General features: G+C 53.0%; 17 protein-coding genes. 16 read left to right on the forward strand and 1 reads right to left on the reverse strand.

The features are described 5' to 3' along the window. The first annotated feature begins 4 nt into the window (after positions 1-4). The 10 genes from V3C19_RS01885 (at position 5) to V3C19_RS01930 (ending at position 10,711) form a co-directional block, all read left to right on the forward strand. Positions 5-412, forward strand: a complete 408-nt coding sequence (locus tag V3C19_RS01885) for a F0F1 ATP synthase subunit delta (protein ID WP_295875108.1) — start codon at positions 5-7, stop codon at positions 410-412. A gap of 19 nt (positions 413-431) precedes the next feature. After that, positions 432-1,964 (forward strand): F0F1 ATP synthase subunit alpha, encoded by a 1,533-nt coding sequence (atpA, locus tag V3C19_RS01890; RefSeq protein ID WP_130083543.1) that lies wholly within the window; start codon positions 432-434, stop codon positions 1,962-1,964. A gap of 21 nt (positions 1,965-1,985) precedes the next feature. Continuing rightward, on the forward strand, positions 1,986-2,858 hold the full coding sequence (atpG, locus tag V3C19_RS01895) for an ATP synthase F1 subunit gamma (protein WP_295875104.1): 873 nt from the start codon (positions 1,986-1,988) through the stop codon (positions 2,856-2,858). A 75-nt stretch (positions 2,859-2,933) separates the two neighbouring features. After that, on the forward strand, positions 2,934-4,352 hold the full coding sequence (gene atpD / locus V3C19_RS01900) for a F0F1 ATP synthase subunit beta (protein ID WP_295933036.1): 1,419 nt from the start codon (positions 2,934-2,936) through the stop codon (positions 4,350-4,352). 30 nt (positions 4,353-4,382) lie between these two features. Beyond that, the gene (gene atpC / locus V3C19_RS01905; protein ID WP_330937132.1) at positions 4,383-4,799 is read left to right on the forward strand and encodes an ATP synthase F1 subunit epsilon; all 417 of its coding nucleotides are present in this window, start codon (positions 4,383-4,385) and stop codon (positions 4,797-4,799) included. Beyond that, positions 4,799-5,353 (forward strand): DUF5069 domain-containing protein, encoded by a 555-nt coding sequence (locus tag V3C19_RS01910; protein ID WP_295933127.1) that lies wholly within the window; start codon positions 4,799-4,801, stop codon positions 5,351-5,353. Before atpC ends, V3C19_RS01910 begins: the two co-directional genes overlap by 1 nt. A 515-nt stretch (positions 5,354-5,868) precedes the next feature. Beyond that, the gene (locus V3C19_RS01915; protein ID WP_295933032.1) at positions 5,869-6,690 is read left to right on the forward strand and encodes a hypothetical protein; all 822 of its coding nucleotides are present in this window, start codon (positions 5,869-5,871) and stop codon (positions 6,688-6,690) included. A 630-nt stretch (positions 6,691-7,320) separates the two neighbouring features. Further along, entirely contained in the window at positions 7,321-7,842 is a 522-nt protein-coding gene (locus tag V3C19_RS01920) for a hypothetical protein (RefSeq protein WP_295933029.1), read from the forward strand. 633 nt (positions 7,843-8,475) lie between these two features. Beyond that, entirely contained in the window at positions 8,476-9,945 is a 1,470-nt protein-coding gene (locus V3C19_RS01925) for a hypothetical protein (protein ID WP_330937133.1), read from the forward strand. Between the two features lie 46 nt (positions 9,946-9,991). After that, positions 9,992-10,711, forward strand: a complete 720-nt coding sequence (locus V3C19_RS01930) for a hypothetical protein (protein WP_330937134.1) — start codon at positions 9,992-9,994, stop codon at positions 10,709-10,711. A gap of 82 nt (positions 10,712-10,793) precedes the next feature. Here the strand turns inward: V3C19_RS01930 and V3C19_RS01935 are convergent, their stop codons facing one another. After that, the gene (locus V3C19_RS01935; RefSeq protein WP_295933021.1) at positions 10,794-11,309 is read right to left on the reverse strand and encodes a SprT-like domain-containing protein; all 516 of its coding nucleotides are present in this window, start codon (positions 11,307-11,309) and stop codon (positions 10,794-10,796) included. A gap of 161 nt (positions 11,310-11,470) precedes the next feature. On the opposite strand from V3C19_RS01935, the gene V3C19_RS01940 reads away from it, so the two are divergent. The 6 genes from V3C19_RS01940 (at position 11,471) to V3C19_RS01965 (ending at position 15,985) form a co-directional block, all read left to right on the forward strand. Further along, the gene (locus tag V3C19_RS01940) at positions 11,471-12,592 is read left to right on the forward strand and encodes a DUF5009 domain-containing protein (RefSeq protein ID WP_295933018.1); all 1,122 of its coding nucleotides are present in this window, start codon (positions 11,471-11,473) and stop codon (positions 12,590-12,592) included. A gap of 111 nt (positions 12,593-12,703) precedes the next feature. Further along, positions 12,704-13,846: a dTDP-4-amino-4,6-dideoxygalactose transaminase gene (rffA, locus tag V3C19_RS01945; protein WP_295874442.1), complete on the forward strand. Its 1,143-nt coding sequence runs from the start codon at positions 12,704-12,706 to the stop codon at positions 13,844-13,846. After that, a complete protein-coding gene (locus V3C19_RS01950) occupies positions 13,843-14,340 on the forward strand; it encodes a GNAT family N-acetyltransferase (RefSeq protein ID WP_130084012.1) in 498 nt (165 codons plus the stop codon). Before rffA ends, V3C19_RS01950 begins: the two co-directional genes overlap by 4 nt. Next, complete coding sequence (locus V3C19_RS01955; protein ID WP_130084011.1) at positions 14,337-15,275, forward strand: glycosyltransferase family 2 protein; 939 nt, start codon at positions 14,337-14,339, stop codon at positions 15,273-15,275. Before V3C19_RS01950 ends, V3C19_RS01955 begins: the two co-directional genes overlap by 4 nt. 30 nt (positions 15,276-15,305) lie before the next feature. Beyond that, the gene (locus V3C19_RS01960) at positions 15,306-15,644 is read left to right on the forward strand and encodes a hypothetical protein (protein WP_130084010.1); all 339 of its coding nucleotides are present in this window, start codon (positions 15,306-15,308) and stop codon (positions 15,642-15,644) included. Beyond that, positions 15,641-15,985, forward strand: a complete 345-nt coding sequence (locus V3C19_RS01965) for an EamA family transporter (RefSeq protein ID WP_130084009.1) — start codon at positions 15,641-15,643, stop codon at positions 15,983-15,985. The genes V3C19_RS01960 and V3C19_RS01965 overlap by 4 nt, the downstream gene beginning before the upstream one ends. Positions 15,986-16,087: the final 102 nt, after the last annotated feature.

Below are 16,087 nucleotides of genomic sequence, written 5' to 3' on the forward strand. Positions count from 1 at the left end.
TTTTATGAAGATCGGCAAGGACACGCAAAACGCCGCGCGCAGGCTTTTCCGGCTCTGCATGGACGGCAATTCCGTGGTGGAGGACCGGGTTCGCCTGGTCGCCCGGAAAATCGTGGAACGCAAGCCCCGCAATTATGAGGCCCTGCTGACCGCTTTTTCCCGCATGGTGGAATACGCCGTGAAAAGCCGGACCGCCACCATCCGGAGCGCCGTGCCCCTGACGGACGAGGAACGCTCCCAGATCCAGCAGAAGCTGGCCGCGAAATACGGCGAGGGCCTTTATTACCATTGGGAGGTTGCCCCGGAACTGCTGGGCGGCATCCGCATCCAGGTAGGCGACGATGTGCGCGACGGTTCCGTACGCTCCAAAATAGACCGGCTGGCCGATCTGGCCCGCTCCCTTTCCAATTAACCAATGAACCATTTTTCCCATGAGCAACATACTTCAAGAACTCGAAGCAGAAATTAAGAAAGCCACGGCTGCCGTCAGCCAGGAAAACGTGGGCGTCATTCGTTCCGTGGGGGACGGCGTCGCCAAAATCGAAGGGCTGAGCGGCGTGATGCTCAATGAAATGCTTGAATTCCCCGGCGGCGTAATGGGCCTGGCGATGAACCTGGAAGAGCACGAAGTGGGCGCCGTCATCCTGGGTGACGATTCCGATCTGAAGGAAGGGGACATCGTCAAATGCACGGGCCGTCTTCTTTCCGTTCCCGTGGGCCGCTCCCTGCTTGGCCGCGTGGTGAATACGCTGGGCGAACCGATTGACGGCAAGGGGCCGATTGAGGCGGAAGCCTATTATCCCGTGGAGAAGATCGCCTCCGGCATTATTTCCCGCCAGTCCGTTTCCGTTCCGGTGCAGACGGGCATTCTCCCCATTGACGCGATGATTCCCATTGGCCGCGGCCAGCGCGAGCTGATCATCGGCGACCGCGCCACGGGCAAGACCGCCATTGCGGTGGACACGATGATCGCCCAGGCGGAACAGAACCGCCTGGCGGAGGAAGGCAAGCTGCCCGATCACCAGCCCCTGTACAATATTTATGTGGCCATCGGCCAGAAGCGTTCCAACATCAGCCGCCTGGTGGCCAAGCTGGAGGAAACCGGGACCATGAAATATTCCATTGTGGTGGCCGCTTCCGCCTCCGATCCCGCCGCCATGCTGTATCTGGCGCCGTACGCCGGGTGCGCGATGGGTGAATATTTCATGGACAAGGGGGAAGACGCTTTGATCGTGTACGACGACCTTTCCAAGCACGCCGTGGCCTACCGCCAGATTTCCCTGATTCTGCGCCGTCCGTCCGGGCGGGAAGCGTATCCCGGCGACGTGTTTTACCTGCACAGCCGCCTTCTGGAGCGCGCCGCCCGCATCAACAAGGAGCACGGCGGCGGTTCCCTGACGGCTCTCCCCATCATCGAGACGCAGGCGGGCGACGTTTCCGCGTATATTCCCACGAACGTCATTTCCATCACGGACGGCCAGATATTCCTGGAGACGGATTTGTTCTACCAGGGGGTGCGGCCTGCCATCAACGTGGGTATTTCCGTATCCCGCGTGGGTTCCTCCGCCCAGACGAAGATCATCAAGAAGCTGGCCGGCTCCGTGAAGCTGGACCTGGCCCAGTTTACGGAATTGCAGGCCTTCGCCCAGTTCGGTTCCGATCTGGACGCGAACACCAAGGCCAAGCTGGCGCGCGGCCAGCGCATCGTGGAGTTGTTCAAGCAGAACCAGTACGAACCCAAGTCCCTGGGGCTGGAGGCCGCCGACCTGTACGCGATGCAGAAGGGATATTTTGACGACGTGCCGGTGGACCGCATCAAGCAGTGCCAGAACGCCTGGGAGGCCTACCTGCAGGACCAGCATCCGGATCTGCTGGAAAGCATCCTGCAAGTGAAGGACCTGACCCCTGAGATAGACGCCGGGCTCAAGGCCGCCATCGAATCCTTCAAGCTCAGCTGGAACTAACGATTACCGGAGCACTGAACCATGGGCAACCTGAGAGACATCAGACGCCGGATCAAGTCCGTCAAAAACACGTCCCAGATCACCAGGGCGATGCAGATGGTGGCTTCCGCCAAGATGCGCCGCGCCCAGGAGCAGGCCGTGAAGGGCCGTGCCTACATCCGCGCCCTGGCGGAAGTGCTCTACCATCTCCAGGATGAAATAGATACCAATTCCAGCCCCCTGATGCAGAGCCACGGCGGCGTGGACCTGGTGCTTCTGGTGAACACGGACCGCGGCTTGTGCGGCGGCCTGAACGCCAACCTCATCAAGGTGACGCGGGAGGCCGCGCCGGAAGGCGCCCATTATGTCACCATCGGCCGCAAGCTGAATGCCACGCTGGCCAGGCTGGGGGATCAATTGGATGCCACCTGGAGCTTGACGGACCCTCTTTCCCTGTTGGAACTGAAGCCCATCTTTGACTTCCTGCTGAAAAAATTCAAGGAGGGGGAATACAGCCGCGTATTTGTGGCCTTCTCCGGCTTTGTGAACACAATGGTGCAGAAGCCCCTTTTCCGCCAGTTGCTGCCTATTGAGCAGGACCCCCTGATGAAGATGGCCAAGGCCGGGGGCGCCTCCCTGGACGGGGCGGAGGCCCACAAGCAGTTCCTGCTGGAACCGAGCCCCACGGACTTGCTGAATACGATTCTGCCGCTGTACGTCTTCCACGGGCTGGTGCAGATCGTGCTGGAGGCCCGCGCTTCCGAGCATTCCGCCCGCATGGTCGCCATGAAGGGCGCCACGGAAAACGCCAAAAACATCATTAACGGACTTACGCTGGATTACAACAAGGCGCGTCAGACGCAGATTACCAACGAATTGCTGGAAATCACCACCGCCATGCGCGCCATGGAATAAGGATACCGCCAGCTTTCACCCATCCCCCAAGCAACTTTTCCCTTCATCATATTTCAATATTAACATTTTCTCATTATGAATAACACAGGCACTCTCGTTCAAATCATCGGCGCCGTGGTCGATGCCGATTTTTCCCGGTCCGAAACGCTTCCCGCCCTGCTCAATGCCCTGGAAGTGGATTATGAGATCAACGGGCAGCGCAAGACCCTGGTGCTGGAAGTCCAGCAGCACATCGGAGACGGCTGGGTGCGCGCCGTGGCCATGAGTTCCACGGACGGCCTGCGCCGCGGCATGCCCGTGCGCGATCTGGGCCACCCCATTGAAGTGCCGGTGGGACCGTGCGTTCTGGGCCGCATTTTCAATGTTCTGGGTGAAGCCGTGGACGAGCGGGGCAAGCCTGACTGCGCCGGGGTGAGAAGCATCCACCGCAGCGCTCCCCCCCTGGACGAACAGTCCACCAGTACGGAGGTACTGGAAACGGGCATCAAGGTGATCGACCTGATCTGCCCCTTCCTGAAAGGCGGCAAGGTCGGCGCGTTCGGCGGTGCCGGCGTGGGCAAGACCGTGCTCATCATGGAGCTGATCAACAACATCGCCAAGGCGCGTAGCGGCCTTTCCGTTTTTGCCGGGGTGGGGGAACGTACCCGCGAAGGGAACGACCTGTACAATGAAATGATTGAATCCGGCGTGATCAATCTGGAAAAGCCGGAGGAGTCCAAGGTGGCCCTGGTGTACGGCCAGATGAACGAGCCGCCGGGGGCGCGCCTGCGCGTGGCCCTTTCCGCCCTGACCATGGCGGAATATTTCCGCGATGAAGAGCACAAGGACGTGCTCCTGTTCATCGACAACATTTTCCGTTTCTCCCAGGCGGGGTCGGAAGTGTCCGCCCTGCTGGGCCGCACCCCGTCGGCCGTGGGCTACCAGCCGAATCTGGCGGAGGAAATGGCGGACCTTCAGGAACGCATCACATCCACCCGGAACGGCTCCATCACATCCATGCAGGCTGTTTATGTCCCTGCGGACGACCTGACGGACCCCGCTCCCGCCACCACCTTCGCCCACCTGGATTCCACGGTGGTGCTGGAACGTGCGCTGGCCGCCCAGGGCCTGTTCCCCGCGGTGGATCCGCTGTCCTCCACCTCCAAGGCGCTGGCCCCGGAAACCGTGGGCGAGGAGCACTACCAGGTGGCGCGCGGCGTGCAGATGGTCCTGCAGCGCTACAAGGACCTTCAGGACATGATTGCCATTCTGGGCATGGACGAGCTTTCCGAAGAAGACAAGCTCATCGTCAGCCGGGCCCGCAAGATCCAGCGCTTCCTGACCCAGCCCTTCCATGTGGCGGAAGTCTTCTCCAGCATTCCCGGCGCCTATGTGCCCGTGTCCGAAACGGTCCGCGGGTTCAAGGAGATTCTGGAAGGCAAGCTGGACATGGTCTCGGAAGACGCCTTCTTCATGCGCGGCAGCATAGAAGACGTTCTCAAGGAGGCCAAATAACCCTTTTCCCGATCGTTCCGTACCATGAGCATGGAGTTCAAAGTCATTACCCCGGATGAAGTGGTGGTCTCCGCCAATGTGGAGTATGTGTACCTGCCCGGCAGCCTTGGTGAAATGGGGGTGCTGGACCACCACACGGCCATGATCACTTCCCTGGAACCGGGGGAACTCCGCTACAAGCCTGTGGACGGACCGGAGGAAAGCATGGTGGTGGGAACCGGATTTGTGCAGATCAACGACGACCATGTACTCATGGTGACGGATTTGGCGCTGGACTCCTCCCAGATTGATGAAAGCAGCGTGGAGCACGCCATTGAGGAAGCGCAGGAAGTGCTGAAGGCCCGTTCTGAAATGTCCCGCGAGGAACAGGCGCGGTTTGAGGCCAGCCTGACCAAGCAGATCATGATGCTGAATTTCAAACGCAAGCACAGAACCCCCGGACGGTGATGGAGGAAGATTGGAACGATACGTTTTACGACCTTTTCCGCGAAGCGGTGGGGCGCTACCATGAAGGCCACCGGAATGTGGACGGCTTCTTCACGGACCAGGAAATCATGTTTCTGTCTTCCATCGGCTGCCGCACGAGGGAATTGTTTGACTTTGTGGAATCCTATGCCCGCACGGGAGCTCCGTCTCCTACGACGGTACTGCTGATAGCCGCGGCGCGCCGGGATTTTTTCCTGATTATCCAGCATGGCCAGTTTTACCAGGGAAAACCCGTGATCGGGTATGATTTGCCCGGATTCGGAGATGAGCTCAGCGGCCTTCCCTACCTGCCGCGCCTGATTGCCAAGGCGAGAGCCAAGCTGGCCGGGTCCATGGGAGACGATATCATTTACTGCTGTGAAAACGACCGCCGTTTTTTCCGGGACCACGGCCACATTCATCCTGCCGATTTTCTGCGCGTAGTCTGGGCCGCCGGGGACAGCGATCCGAAGATTTACGATTATGTCCGCCAGTGCTCCCTGAGTTCTGCGGCAAAGCATGTAGAGGAAGAGTAGCGGGGCAGGTATTCCCTGATTTCTCTTTTTCAGGGATTGGTTTTATAGGCCGGGGAAGTAGTTGGAGGATGGAGGCATTTTTGCAGCCATGCCTGGCAGACAAATGGGCCTGGTGCGTTTGGTACTGCTTAGGGATTCCAGGAATACATCCGCCGGAATAACTAGGCTGATTTTATCGGCAGCATCTCCCATGAGATGATAGAAGATCAAATCCGGCAGGAAGGGAGTTTTATCTGCCGGGACGGCAACGGCGGCAACCGGAAGAGCGCATGGAAGGTGGAAAAAACATCCGGTGCAGCCTGCCGGATGAATCCGTGCTGGTGTGGAGTTAAGGTGGACACTTTCTGTAAAGCCATCTATGATACAGGCGGTAGGCAGGCCATTGCCCTAAAGTTTTTAAATGGTACCTGATATCCGTAACCCCGCAGGATTCCTTCTAAAAGGTTGTTGAGCCGGTTCAGAGAAATAATAACAGGGAAGCATCCGGAATATTAAATCGAGAGTACGTGAGGGAAATGGAAAAAGTAAATAAAGGTATTGTGTTTTTGATTTGTATCCCGAATTTGTTGATGGGATTCGTGTTTTCCGGTGATTCTGAAAAAATCGGATGTTTTGATAATGATTCTTTTCAAGAAGATAATTCCCTAAGCAAGATACAGGCTATACGGTTTTATGAAAATACGGCCGGGCAATATGTGGATACCATGTTTATATATTCCCTTTCCGACATATATTCTCTTCCCTTGTCGCCTGATGTTTTATTTCGATATAGTGCCGGTTATTCCAGGCAGCAGTTGCTGCGGAAAATGGAAGATAATTTATTGCGGATGACATCCATTTATCTGGATAGAATTCAGCATCATGAAATGCCGAGAGCGCTCGAAGTTGAAACTATTCTTGTTGATCGCATCCTTCGGTTGGAAGATCAATTTGATCAGAAAATACTTGAAAAGGTAAACAATTATCTTTCCAAGGAGTTTAATGTAAAAATAAAATATTATTCGGATGAAGAGCAGGCTTGGTTGATAGATTCTGAATTTGATACGCTCATTTTTCCATCAGGACACATGGAAGGCTTGTCTGCTTATCCCATATCTCCGGTTCAATCCTATTCGGATGATCAAATAAATTTTTTATATGAACAGGGATTGTTTTATTCCAGTGAATATATGGTGTTCCTCCAGCGTATGAAAAGATCGGATGTGTTTTTCAACGTATGTGAATATTATACAAAGAAATTAAATATGGTTCTTTTTAAAGAATGGTTTTCTGAAAATTTTTCAAGCGGAAGCTTTACTTCCGTCCATTGGAGGTTCTTTTATAGATTATTTCATTGATGAAATGATTTCAATAAGGCTTTTTATAAGTCTATGAAAATCAGTATTCGGTGAAAGATGGTGCTTGCGGACATTCCTAAGGATGCCGTCTTCTGCCTGCCGCATCGTGCAGAGCTCTCATCGTGACGGGAATCAAAGAGGTGCCATGGCCGGCATGAATCTATAAGGCCGGATATTTCTTTTACAAGGAAACAGGGAAGGCCCGCGGCTTTCTCGCCCAATTGCTCTATTCCAATGGAATGGTCTGTAAAAACACCTGCCCTCTTACGTCCGGCTTCCGTAGTCCCATGAGCTTTGAAAATTCCTGGAACAGAGGCATGGTTGAGAGACGGGTCTATCCTCATGACTGGCTGGTGCACAAAATAGAATATAGGTATTTTTGGGGCGGGGAGATACCTGTGATAGTGAGAAATAAATTGGATTAATAATAACAATGTATATGATTTGTTCAGCAAACCGGCAAGAGAAGCAGCCCCTGTTTTTCTCCAACCATCCTGTTTATGACCCGCCATTTTTGATCCGTGCGCTTCCCTTGCAAAACCTGTAGAATTATAGAAAATATCCCTTTTTATTAAGTTGCCGATAGTGCTGTTGATTAAATTCAGCCTCGTTTCCTGCCAGACGGCACAGATGGATACTTACTCAAAGTTAGGAAAAAGAGAGACGAATTCCTGTTTTGTGTTTCCGTATGGAGAAGGAGAACTTAAGTTGCCGAACCAGCTGGCCTTGTATCTGGAACATGTTATCGAATCTCAAAAGGAGATGAAAAACACATGGTCCTCTCATCAGGTAGTTATTTTGCCGGGAAGGCCTGTTTTGGGATATTTCAAGATTCATGATCGCTTGTACGCATGGGAAGGTTCGAATGTTCTTTACGATACCCTCGTTGACGGTAAAAGGTGCCAAGGAGCTTACAATCTTCATTCCGAATGGTATGAGTATAAAAGTAAGGTGGCGCTCCAAATTGACCGGGACAGGCTGCTTCTAATTCATGGAATAGGCGAGCCTGTGGATGTTAAACGTTATCACGAGTATAAGGATGAAAGAAGAAAACAGTATGATTCTTATTTCCATGCGTTATCAACTATATTGATGTCCAGGAGTGATAAGGATCTTCCTCCCATACCAGCAAAGTATCAATTTCAACGCTGAAAAAGAAACATATATTGTCATGGGAATTATGGCCGCGTGCGCCATTGCCGCGGTAAGTCTCTTGATGAGTTTTATCTGTGAACCTGCAAGCATTGCACTAAATGTTTTTATCAATTTGTGAGGGGAAATAAGCTTGTGATTTTTTGACGGAAATGTGCATTGGCTTTGTTGTTTCCCTCTGGTTTCCCTTTCGGTCAGACGGTTGTTTTTGAAGAGGCCTTTCAAAATGGATCGGGTGCAATGAGTAGAGTTTGCAGTTTGGGAAGGTGATGTCTTCAAACCTTTTTCATCAGAAGGGGCATGATTTTTTAAAGGCAATAGTTCTTGACCCAAGTTTATAATTGTCTTACTAAAAGATAGTTGTTTTTGTTTTCTAACTGGTTGTTTCTCTTTTTATAATTTTTCCCTGCAATCTTCAACTCCCCTCTATTCAACTTGAATCCCACTTGTTCCGCTACTGCGCCCTTTAAACCTGGCAATCCCGCATGCTTAGGAAGAAACCGGCGCGACGTTGTTGTGTACCAAGCGAAATTTCCGGGAGGGTAAAAATAGTCAACCCTTTGCCGAACGATGAAAAGAAATTGTAAATTTGTCTTTTTTGCCTCTGTATCAGTCGTGTTTTTTACAGGAGCAATGGCTTCTCCCGTACAGGAGAAGGCGGTTTTCCCATCGGAAAAGAATAGTAAAGTTGATGAGGATTGGTGGGAACTTCTGAAAGCTCCCTCGGTTCTCAGGCCTGCCGGGCGGGAAGCGCAACGAATGACGGAAATGTTATCCGAAATTACCCGGCTGGAAGAAGATGACCTGATTTGGCTGCAGGTGCCTGAGGATGTCTGCGACGGAGGAATAAGGATGTGGGCGATCAGCAGGGGGAATGTCTTGAAGGTGTCCCAGTCTGTTTACTTTCCTGAAGTTTACAGGTTTTTTACTGGATATGGGGAGAGTCCGCCTTTCAAGAATCTTGATTCCAGGATGTTGAATTTGTGGAGGGGGATGGAATTCCGCCAGGTTCCTTTGGAAAGAGAGCTGAGTGCGGCTGTTGAGTTGTTGTACAAGGCACTCGGCCGGTATTATGGCCAACCCGGTTTTGACGCTTCATGGAGCATATGCGCCGCGTGCAATCCGCAATATGACAATGATATGACGGGACAGGATGTGCTTGTGGCGGCCGGCAGGCTTGGAGGGGAATTCCACGGCTTCAGTACCGGCATGTGCAGTATGACCGTTGTCCAGGCGTGGGAGTATTTATGCCTGCTGCTACATGATTCAGCTCTTTTTGGAGTGCTTGGCCAGGATGAACAATTATGGCTGGCGATGCAGGGGGAAAGGCTTCTGGATCTGATTGAGCGGATTGAGAAGGGCCCGAAGCCGGAAAAATGGAAGGGTGTTGTGGAGAAGGAGTCTTTCAGAATGGAATGTCTGACATTGCCGGGGACTTTGAAGAATGAAGATATCTGGTCCTTGCTGTTTCCAGAAGGCAGAAGCGGTCTGAGCAGGATGTGGGTGGAGGAGAGAAAGCCGGCGCAAGGAGGGAATGGCCGGATGACGGTGGATGCCCAGAGTATCAACATGACGGAGTCCGGAGTCGATTTTGCTTCTGTAAATTGGAAGGTATCCGGAGGAGAGGAGAGTACGAGTGCACCGCATTTTGCCTACGTTTGTTTGCATAATATGTTGCCGGAAAAAAACTGGGAAGAGTCTGTGGCGGATTATAACAGGATGAGGAGAAAGAAGGGATGGAAAGAGATGGACGCAGAGGCTGTAGCCGTCATGGTATTCCGTCTGGGGTATATCAGCCGGGCCCGGGTCAAGTTATCTGAAGAGGAATGGAAGAGCCTGGCAACGAAGAAGGATGTCTGGGCATTGCGCTGGCATGGGCCGCGTAAGGGAAGGGAAGCCGAAGCTTTTGCGGAGCAGTGGAAGAACGGGTGCGGGGATTTCATTCGTCTTTCTGCATCTTCTTCCTGGCAAAATGCGAACCGAGTGGATTCCGATTTGGAAGAGGTCCTGTATTATTTTATGAAGCTGGGTAAAAACCGGGGGATGGAGAGCAGAGTAGGAAAGGATAAGAAGAAAAGGGTTATGGAGATTTTGAAAAAATGAAGTTAAGAGATAGTTGGATAAATATCGGAAATGGTCATGTGAATGAATGCCGCATCTGAAGGGCATGCAGCTTTTTAAAATCAGGATGATTCTGCCGTATATACCTCCTGTTTTATGCGCCGTTGTGGCATGTCACGGAGAAGCTGTGCCCCGTGATCAAGAGGATGTGACAAGGAACGGTATTCTTGTATTGCAGGCATGCATGGATGAGAAGACTACGGCGGAGCATTCCAGGGAAATTTTCCTGATGTTCAAAGGCGTTCTGTTTAATAAAACGATTCAGGCCTTGTTCAAGGCCGACAGGAATCATTTATACCATGCGGTTCTCTTGGCTGAAGTGGAAAGAATGAATCATCATGAATGGTTCGGTCTTCCTTCCATGCAGGATTATTCTAAAAAGATATGGAATGATCGTTTTTCTCTGACGGCAGCCACGGATCCTAATACCGTCCTTTTTATCAGGGAGGTAATTATTAAAGAAGTGGGGAAACTGCAAGGCCGGAACCCCCAGGCGAATATACCCGGCTTGATTTCAGATCTGGTTGAGTTTTATAAGGTTTTTGATCCGGAACTGTATGTGAAGGTGATGGAGTTTGAGGATAAGAGTCTGATCTGCACTCTTCATACTCTTAAGAATATTGATTTTCAAGCTCTTGGCGCCGATCCTCTTGCCGTGACAACCATTCGGCATTTGGTGGATGAAGTTTTCTGGAAGTATTCCCTGTGGCGGGAGGGAATACGGCAGTTTCAACGTGAAAAGAAATAAACCGGTTGTCCTGTCCCCGATACAGCCGTGCATGTGATGAATTTACAGGAGGGAAATGGCCTTTTATCCCCCCTGGCCGAGTTTACTCGTTTTCATAAGGTTCCAAAGACAGTTGGCCCAGCGTTTCCGGGCGGTTTTTCAGCGCCAGGCGCTTGAGGTGTTTGGCGAAGGTGGGGCGGCGATGGTATTTGGCTACGATTTCCCCCGTTGTTTTCAGACGAAGAATGTATTTGTACGTGGTGACGCGGATGGCGTCCTGTCTGGCCGCGGCACGCGGAACAGCTCCTATTTCCCGGCAGATGCGTTTCCACAATGGGCCATGGGTACGTTCTCCATGGCGGACCCACGCAAGGGCATGAGCTATTTCATGCAGGATAGTATCCCGGATTTCATGAGGCGCCTCCAGGTTGGCACGGACGAAATGGATGGAAAGAGTAATGCTTTTTTCCTGAAGGCGGCATACGCCCAGCCTCCTCCGTGCCCGGTCCCACCCGAATTGCCAGTCATGCAGCCCGTATTCATCCAGTTTCAAACGGGCATAGGCTTCTATCTCCCGGAAGCAGGATGGTCCGCCGGCTTGTTCATTCCCCGTGGTCATGTGAAGTCTATTGTACCACGTTTGTTTCCGGAAAGGATACGCACAAGGAGATCATGACGGAGTTGCTTGTCTTCCGGGGAAAACTGAAAAAGAGAAAGCCGTTTTTTCTTTCCGGAAGAGGGAAAGATTGGACGCCCGATTTCCGTATTGGGAATATTGCCATGGATTCAGCATCTGATACCCGGCCGCGGAGGATCGCCGCCATTGATGCCCTGCGGGGGTTCGACATGTTTTTTTTGACCGGGGGACTGGCTCTTGTCGTTGCCGGCATCAACCTGTTTTATGAGAAGAGTCCCGCGTGGCTGCTGAAACATGCCGCGCACGTCCAGTGGGAAGGTTTTGCGGCCTGGGACCTGGTGATGCCGCTTTTCTTGTTCATTGTGGGTACGGCCATGCCGTTTTCCTTTGGCCGGCGCGTTGGTTCGGAACCCGTGTGGAAGATTTATTTCAAGGTGGTCAAGCGGGTGATGGTGCTGTTTTTGCTGGGAATGGTGGTGCAGGGCAACCTCCTGAGTTTTGAGCCGGACAAAATGTCCCTGTACTGCAATACTCTTCAGGCCATTGCTTCCGGCTATCTGATCGCGGCCATCTGCCTGCTGAATTTGTCCATACGCTGGCAGGTGGCGGCCACGGCCATTCTGCTTGCCGCCTACTGGCTGGTGATGAAGTTTGTTCCTTTCTCCGATCCTGCCGTTGGGTCGTGCGCGGCGGGAGTTCTAGAACCCGACAGGAATGTAGCCCTGCTTGTGGACAAGTACCTGATGGGGCCCTGGCAGGACGGCACGAATTACGCGTGGATTCTGGGACAGTTCGGTTTTGGGGCCATGACCATGCTTGGATTGCTGGGCGGCCAGATGTTAAAGCAGATCCAGGGGCACGGGAAGAAGCTGCTGTGGTTGTCTGCCGCCGGGCTCGGCTGTTTGGCGCTGGGGTATTTCTGGAGCCTTGATTTCCCCATGATCAAGAAGTTGTTCACCAGTTCCATGGTCCTGTGGGCCGCCGGCTGGTGCTATCTGCTTCTGGCCCTGTTTTACGTGCTGACGGATGTTCTGAGGCTTACCTGGCTGACGTTCTTTTTCTCTGTTATAGGGAGCAATGCCATTTTCGTGTATATGTGGACGCAAGTGTGCCCGCCCACACGCAATTTTTCGCGCGTGCTTTTTACCGGGTTCAGCGAGTGTTTCGGGGACGGGCGGCAGTTCGTTTTTTATTTGTGCAATTACGCCCTGATCTGGGGCGTCCTGTATTATCTGTATAAAAACAGGACGTTCATCAAGGTATAGGCTTGTTTTCGGCCCTTCATCCATAGTAGGGTCTGTTCCATGCGGGCGGAGTTGTCCGCCCGGGTTGACATGCCCGCATGGGCGGCCTGCCTGCAGGTTTCTTTTGGAGCCATGAATATTCCTTTCAACCAACCTCATGAGCATGGTCCCGAGCTGGATTATATCCGGGATGCCATTCATTGCGCCCATTTGTCCGGAGACGGCAAATACACCCGGAAGTGTCATGAATTACTCGTAGAGCGCACAGGCGCCAAAAAAGCGCTTCTTGTCCATTCCGGAACCGCGGCTCTGGAAATGGCCGCACTGCTGATTGACTGTCGGCCCGGTGACGAGATTATCATGCCTTCCTATACGTTTGTGTCCACTGCAAACGCCTTCGTCCTGCGCGGGGCTGTGCCGGTGTTTGTGGATATCCGGCCCGATACCCAGAATATTGACGAGACGCTGATTGAAGCGGCCATTACGGAGCGGACACGGGCCATTTGCGTGGTTCACTACGCGGGCGTGGCGTGCGAGATGGATACCATCATGGATATCGCCCATAGGCATCATCTGTATGTGATTGAAGATGCGGCCCAGGGCGTGGGCTCCTCCTACAAGGGGCGCAAGCTGGGGTCTATTGGACATTTGGGGTGTTATAGCTTCCACGAGACCAAAAACGTCATTTGCGGCGAGGGTGGAGCCCTGCTGGTGAATGATTCCGCATTCATGGAACGGGCGGAGATTATCCGGGAGAAAGGAACGAACCGTTCCAAGTTTTTCCGGGGACAGGTGGACAAGTACACCTGGGTGGACGTAGGGTCCTCCTATCTTCCCGGAGAGATGACGGCCGCCTATCTGTATGCCCAGCTGGAACATGGACGGGAGATCAACGGTGAGCGGCTGAAATGGTGGAACATGTACCATCAGGCCCTGGAGCCGCTGGAAAAGGCGGGTATGCTGAAACGCCCCCGCATTCCGGAGGATTGCGTGCATAACGCTCATATGTATTACGTTCTCCTCAATTCCCTGGAGGAGCGCACCAGCCTGATCGCCAAACTGGCGGAGGGGGGCATCAAGGCCGTGTTCCATTATATTCCGCTTCATTCCGCTCCGGCAGGCGTTAAATTCGGGCGTACCTCTGGCAGCATGGAGTGCACGGACCGTACCAGTGATACCCTGCTCAGGCTGCCCTTGTATTATGACTTGGGCGCGGAGGGCTGCCGCCGCGTGTTGAAAGCCGGTTTCGGCATGGAAGGAGCGCCGGAGTCATGAAGCTGCGCCTGGTCAATGTGTCCGACGTGGACGAAGCCATGCACGCACAACTCCGTGCATGGCGCAATTCCGATGTGGTCAGCCCTTTTTTTCTGCTGGACCAGGTAACAGAAGAACAGCACCATGCATGGCTGAAGAAAAACATCCGCGGGGAGAATGCCTGCGCCTGCGTGATTTATGCGGACCAGGTCCCGCTCGGGTTGGTGTATTTGCCGTGGTTTGACCGGGATTCCCGTCAGGGCGAAATCGGTATTTATATTTATAACCGGGATTTTCAGGAATTGCGGCCTGCTTCCTTTGCCTATGAAGGGATGATTGGGTTTGCCGCAAAAGAACTCGGTTTGAAACGCCTGTGTGCCCGGATTCTGGAGAATAACGCCAAGTCCATTCATTTTCATGAGCGCATGGGTTTTGAGTTTTCCCCGGAAGATACGGGTGAATGCGTCAAGAACGGGGAGAGGAAACATGTTCTGATGTATGTGAAAGATTTATGACTGATCCGCAGATTCAATTGTCCATGGCGGCCACCGTGTACTGCACGGGGGAGTATTTGGCGGAGTTCTGTTCCCGCTGTTTTTCTGCCGCCCGTGCGGCTGGTTACGATCCGGACCGGACGGAAGTGGTGCTGGTGAATGATGGCTGCCCCAGGGACGGGCTGGAACGGGCTCTGGCGGAGCGCGAGAAGGACCGGAGGGTGCGGGTGGTGGATTTGTCCCGCAATTTTGGGCATCATCTGGCCATGTATGTGGCTTGCGAGGAAGCCCGTGGGGAGAGGATATTCCTGATTGACAGCGATCTGGAGGAATCGCCCGAATGGCTGGCGGATTTTTCCAGGGAAATGGACGACACGGGGGCGGATGTAGTGTATGGCGTGCAGGAGAGAAGGAAGGGAGGCTTTTTTGAGGCCGTGTCCGGTGAATTGTTTTATACCTTGTTCAATCTGCTTTCCGACCAGCAGATCACGAAGAATATGGTTACAGCGCGTCTGATGAGTGCCCAGTTCGTGCGTGAGATGTTGAAGTTTCAGGACAGGGAACCTTTCTTTTTCGGTCTGTGCGTTGCCACCGGATTCCGGCAGGTGCCGTGCACGGTGAAGAAGGCTTCCTCCTCCCCTACGACTTATACGTTCCGCAAGAAGATGGCGCTGGCGATCAATTCCGTGGTTTCCTACAGTGCCAAGCCTCTGGTGTATATTTCCTATTTCGGGCTGGCGGTGACTTTAGTAGCCATGCTGTATGTTGCATGGATTCTGGGGCGGCAGTTGCTGTATAATGTGGCGCCAACGGGCTGGGCATCCTCCGTGGCTTCCGTCTGGCTGGTTGGCGGCTTTATTCTGATGAGTCTGGGCGTCATTGGCATCTACATTTCCAAAATTTACACGGAAACCAAGCACAGGCCTTCCGTGATTGTGGCCCGGCGTTATGAATGATCTCCCGTCCATTGTCTTTTTCTCTCTTTCATGATCAATTATCTGGTTTTACATTTTCTTTTCATTGTCTATGCCTTCAATACGATGATGGGGCGCATGGCCGCCCCCTATGGCTGGCTGGATTGGCACAGATATGTCCTGCTGTGCGGCGTGCTGTTTCTGTTGGGCATTTACGCCATAGGATGGCAAGTCATGCTGAAGAGGTTTAATCTGGGCGTGGCGTACGCCAACCGCTCCTCAGTCGTGATATGGGGGATTTTGCTGGCATGGCTGTGCCTGGGGGAACCTCTTTCCTGGACACTGGCTCTGGGCGCGGCCATGATCATCGGTGGAATTATTCTGGTATCCATGGAGGAGGATGCTTCATGAATGAGGGGGGTTATATCGGCCTGACCTTGTTTTCCGTCTTTATGGCGTCCTGTTCCCAGGTGATTTTGAAAAAGTCCGCCATGAATGAGCGGCTGTCCGGTTTTTCCTATTTCGTGAACCGGGCTACTGTGTCTGCGTATGCCATTTTCTTGGCGTGCAGCCTGCTGACATTTTACTGCCTTTCCCATCTGCCGATGGTTACGGTCAATGTGTTGGAATGCTCCGCTTACGTGTATATCCTTTTTTTTGACCGCATTTTTTTCGGAAAGTCGGTGACGCTGCGCAAGGTGGTAGGAAACCTGCTGATCATTACCGGCATTATTGTCTGCCTGAACCGTTGAGGCGCGAGGGCGGTTGATGGACGAAAGGCCAAAGGATGGAACGGATACGGCTCTTGACTTTCGTTTTTCCCGTTTCTAGTATGCGTGCCCCGGCCAGCATCC

The organism is Akkermansia sp. AE01SA01, from assembly GCF_036417395.1.
Classification (GTDB): Bacteria; Verrucomicrobiota; Verrucomicrobiia; order Verrucomicrobiales; family Akkermansiaceae; genus Akkermansia.

Excerpts from the sequence above, each read along its gene's own strand:
- V3C19_RS01950 (WP_130084012.1), top strand. The coding sequence starts at position 13,843 with ATGAAGCTGCGCCTGGTCAATGTGTCCGACGTGGACGAAGCCATGCAC.
- V3C19_RS01960 (WP_130084010.1), top strand. The coding sequence starts at position 15,306 with ATGATCAATTATCTGGTTTTACATTTTCTTTTCATTGTCTATGCCTTC.
- V3C19_RS01920 (WP_295933029.1), top strand. The coding sequence starts at position 7,321 with ATGGATACTTACTCAAAGTTAGGAAAAAGAGAGACGAATTCCTGTTTT.
- V3C19_RS01910 (WP_295933127.1), top strand. The coding sequence starts at position 4,799 with ATGGAGGAAGATTGGAACGATACGTTTTACGACCTTTTCCGCGAAGCG.
- V3C19_RS01965 (WP_130084009.1), top strand. The coding sequence starts at position 15,641 with ATGAATGAGGGGGGTTATATCGGCCTGACCTTGTTTTCCGTCTTTATG.
- atpC (WP_330937132.1), top strand. The coding sequence starts at position 4,383 with ATGGAGTTCAAAGTCATTACCCCGGATGAAGTGGTGGTCTCCGCCAAT.
- V3C19_RS01940 (WP_295933018.1), top strand. The coding sequence starts at position 11,471 with ATGGATTCAGCATCTGATACCCGGCCGCGGAGGATCGCCGCCATTGAT.
- atpD (WP_295933036.1), top strand. The coding sequence starts at position 2,934 with ATGAATAACACAGGCACTCTCGTTCAAATCATCGGCGCCGTGGTCGAT.
- V3C19_RS01935 (WP_295933021.1), bottom strand. The coding sequence starts at position 11,309 with ATGACCACGGGGAATGAACAAGCCGGCGGACCATCCTGCTTCCGGGAG.
- atpA (WP_130083543.1), top strand. The coding sequence starts at position 432 with ATGAGCAACATACTTCAAGAACTCGAAGCAGAAATTAAGAAAGCCACG.
- V3C19_RS01955 (WP_130084011.1), top strand. The coding sequence starts at position 14,337 with ATGACTGATCCGCAGATTCAATTGTCCATGGCGGCCACCGTGTACTGC.
- rffA (WP_295874442.1), top strand. The coding sequence starts at position 12,704 with ATGAATATTCCTTTCAACCAACCTCATGAGCATGGTCCCGAGCTGGAT.
- V3C19_RS01915 (WP_295933032.1), top strand. The coding sequence starts at position 5,869 with ATGGAAAAAGTAAATAAAGGTATTGTGTTTTTGATTTGTATCCCGAAT.
- V3C19_RS01885 (WP_295875108.1), top strand. The coding sequence starts at position 5 with ATGAAGATCGGCAAGGACACGCAAAACGCCGCGCGCAGGCTTTTCCGG.
- V3C19_RS01925 (WP_330937133.1), top strand. The coding sequence starts at position 8,476 with ATGGCTTCTCCCGTACAGGAGAAGGCGGTTTTCCCATCGGAAAAGAAT.
- atpG (WP_295875104.1), top strand. The coding sequence starts at position 1,986 with ATGGGCAACCTGAGAGACATCAGACGCCGGATCAAGTCCGTCAAAAAC.
- V3C19_RS01930 (WP_330937134.1), top strand. The coding sequence starts at position 9,992 with ATGCCGCATCTGAAGGGCATGCAGCTTTTTAAAATCAGGATGATTCTG.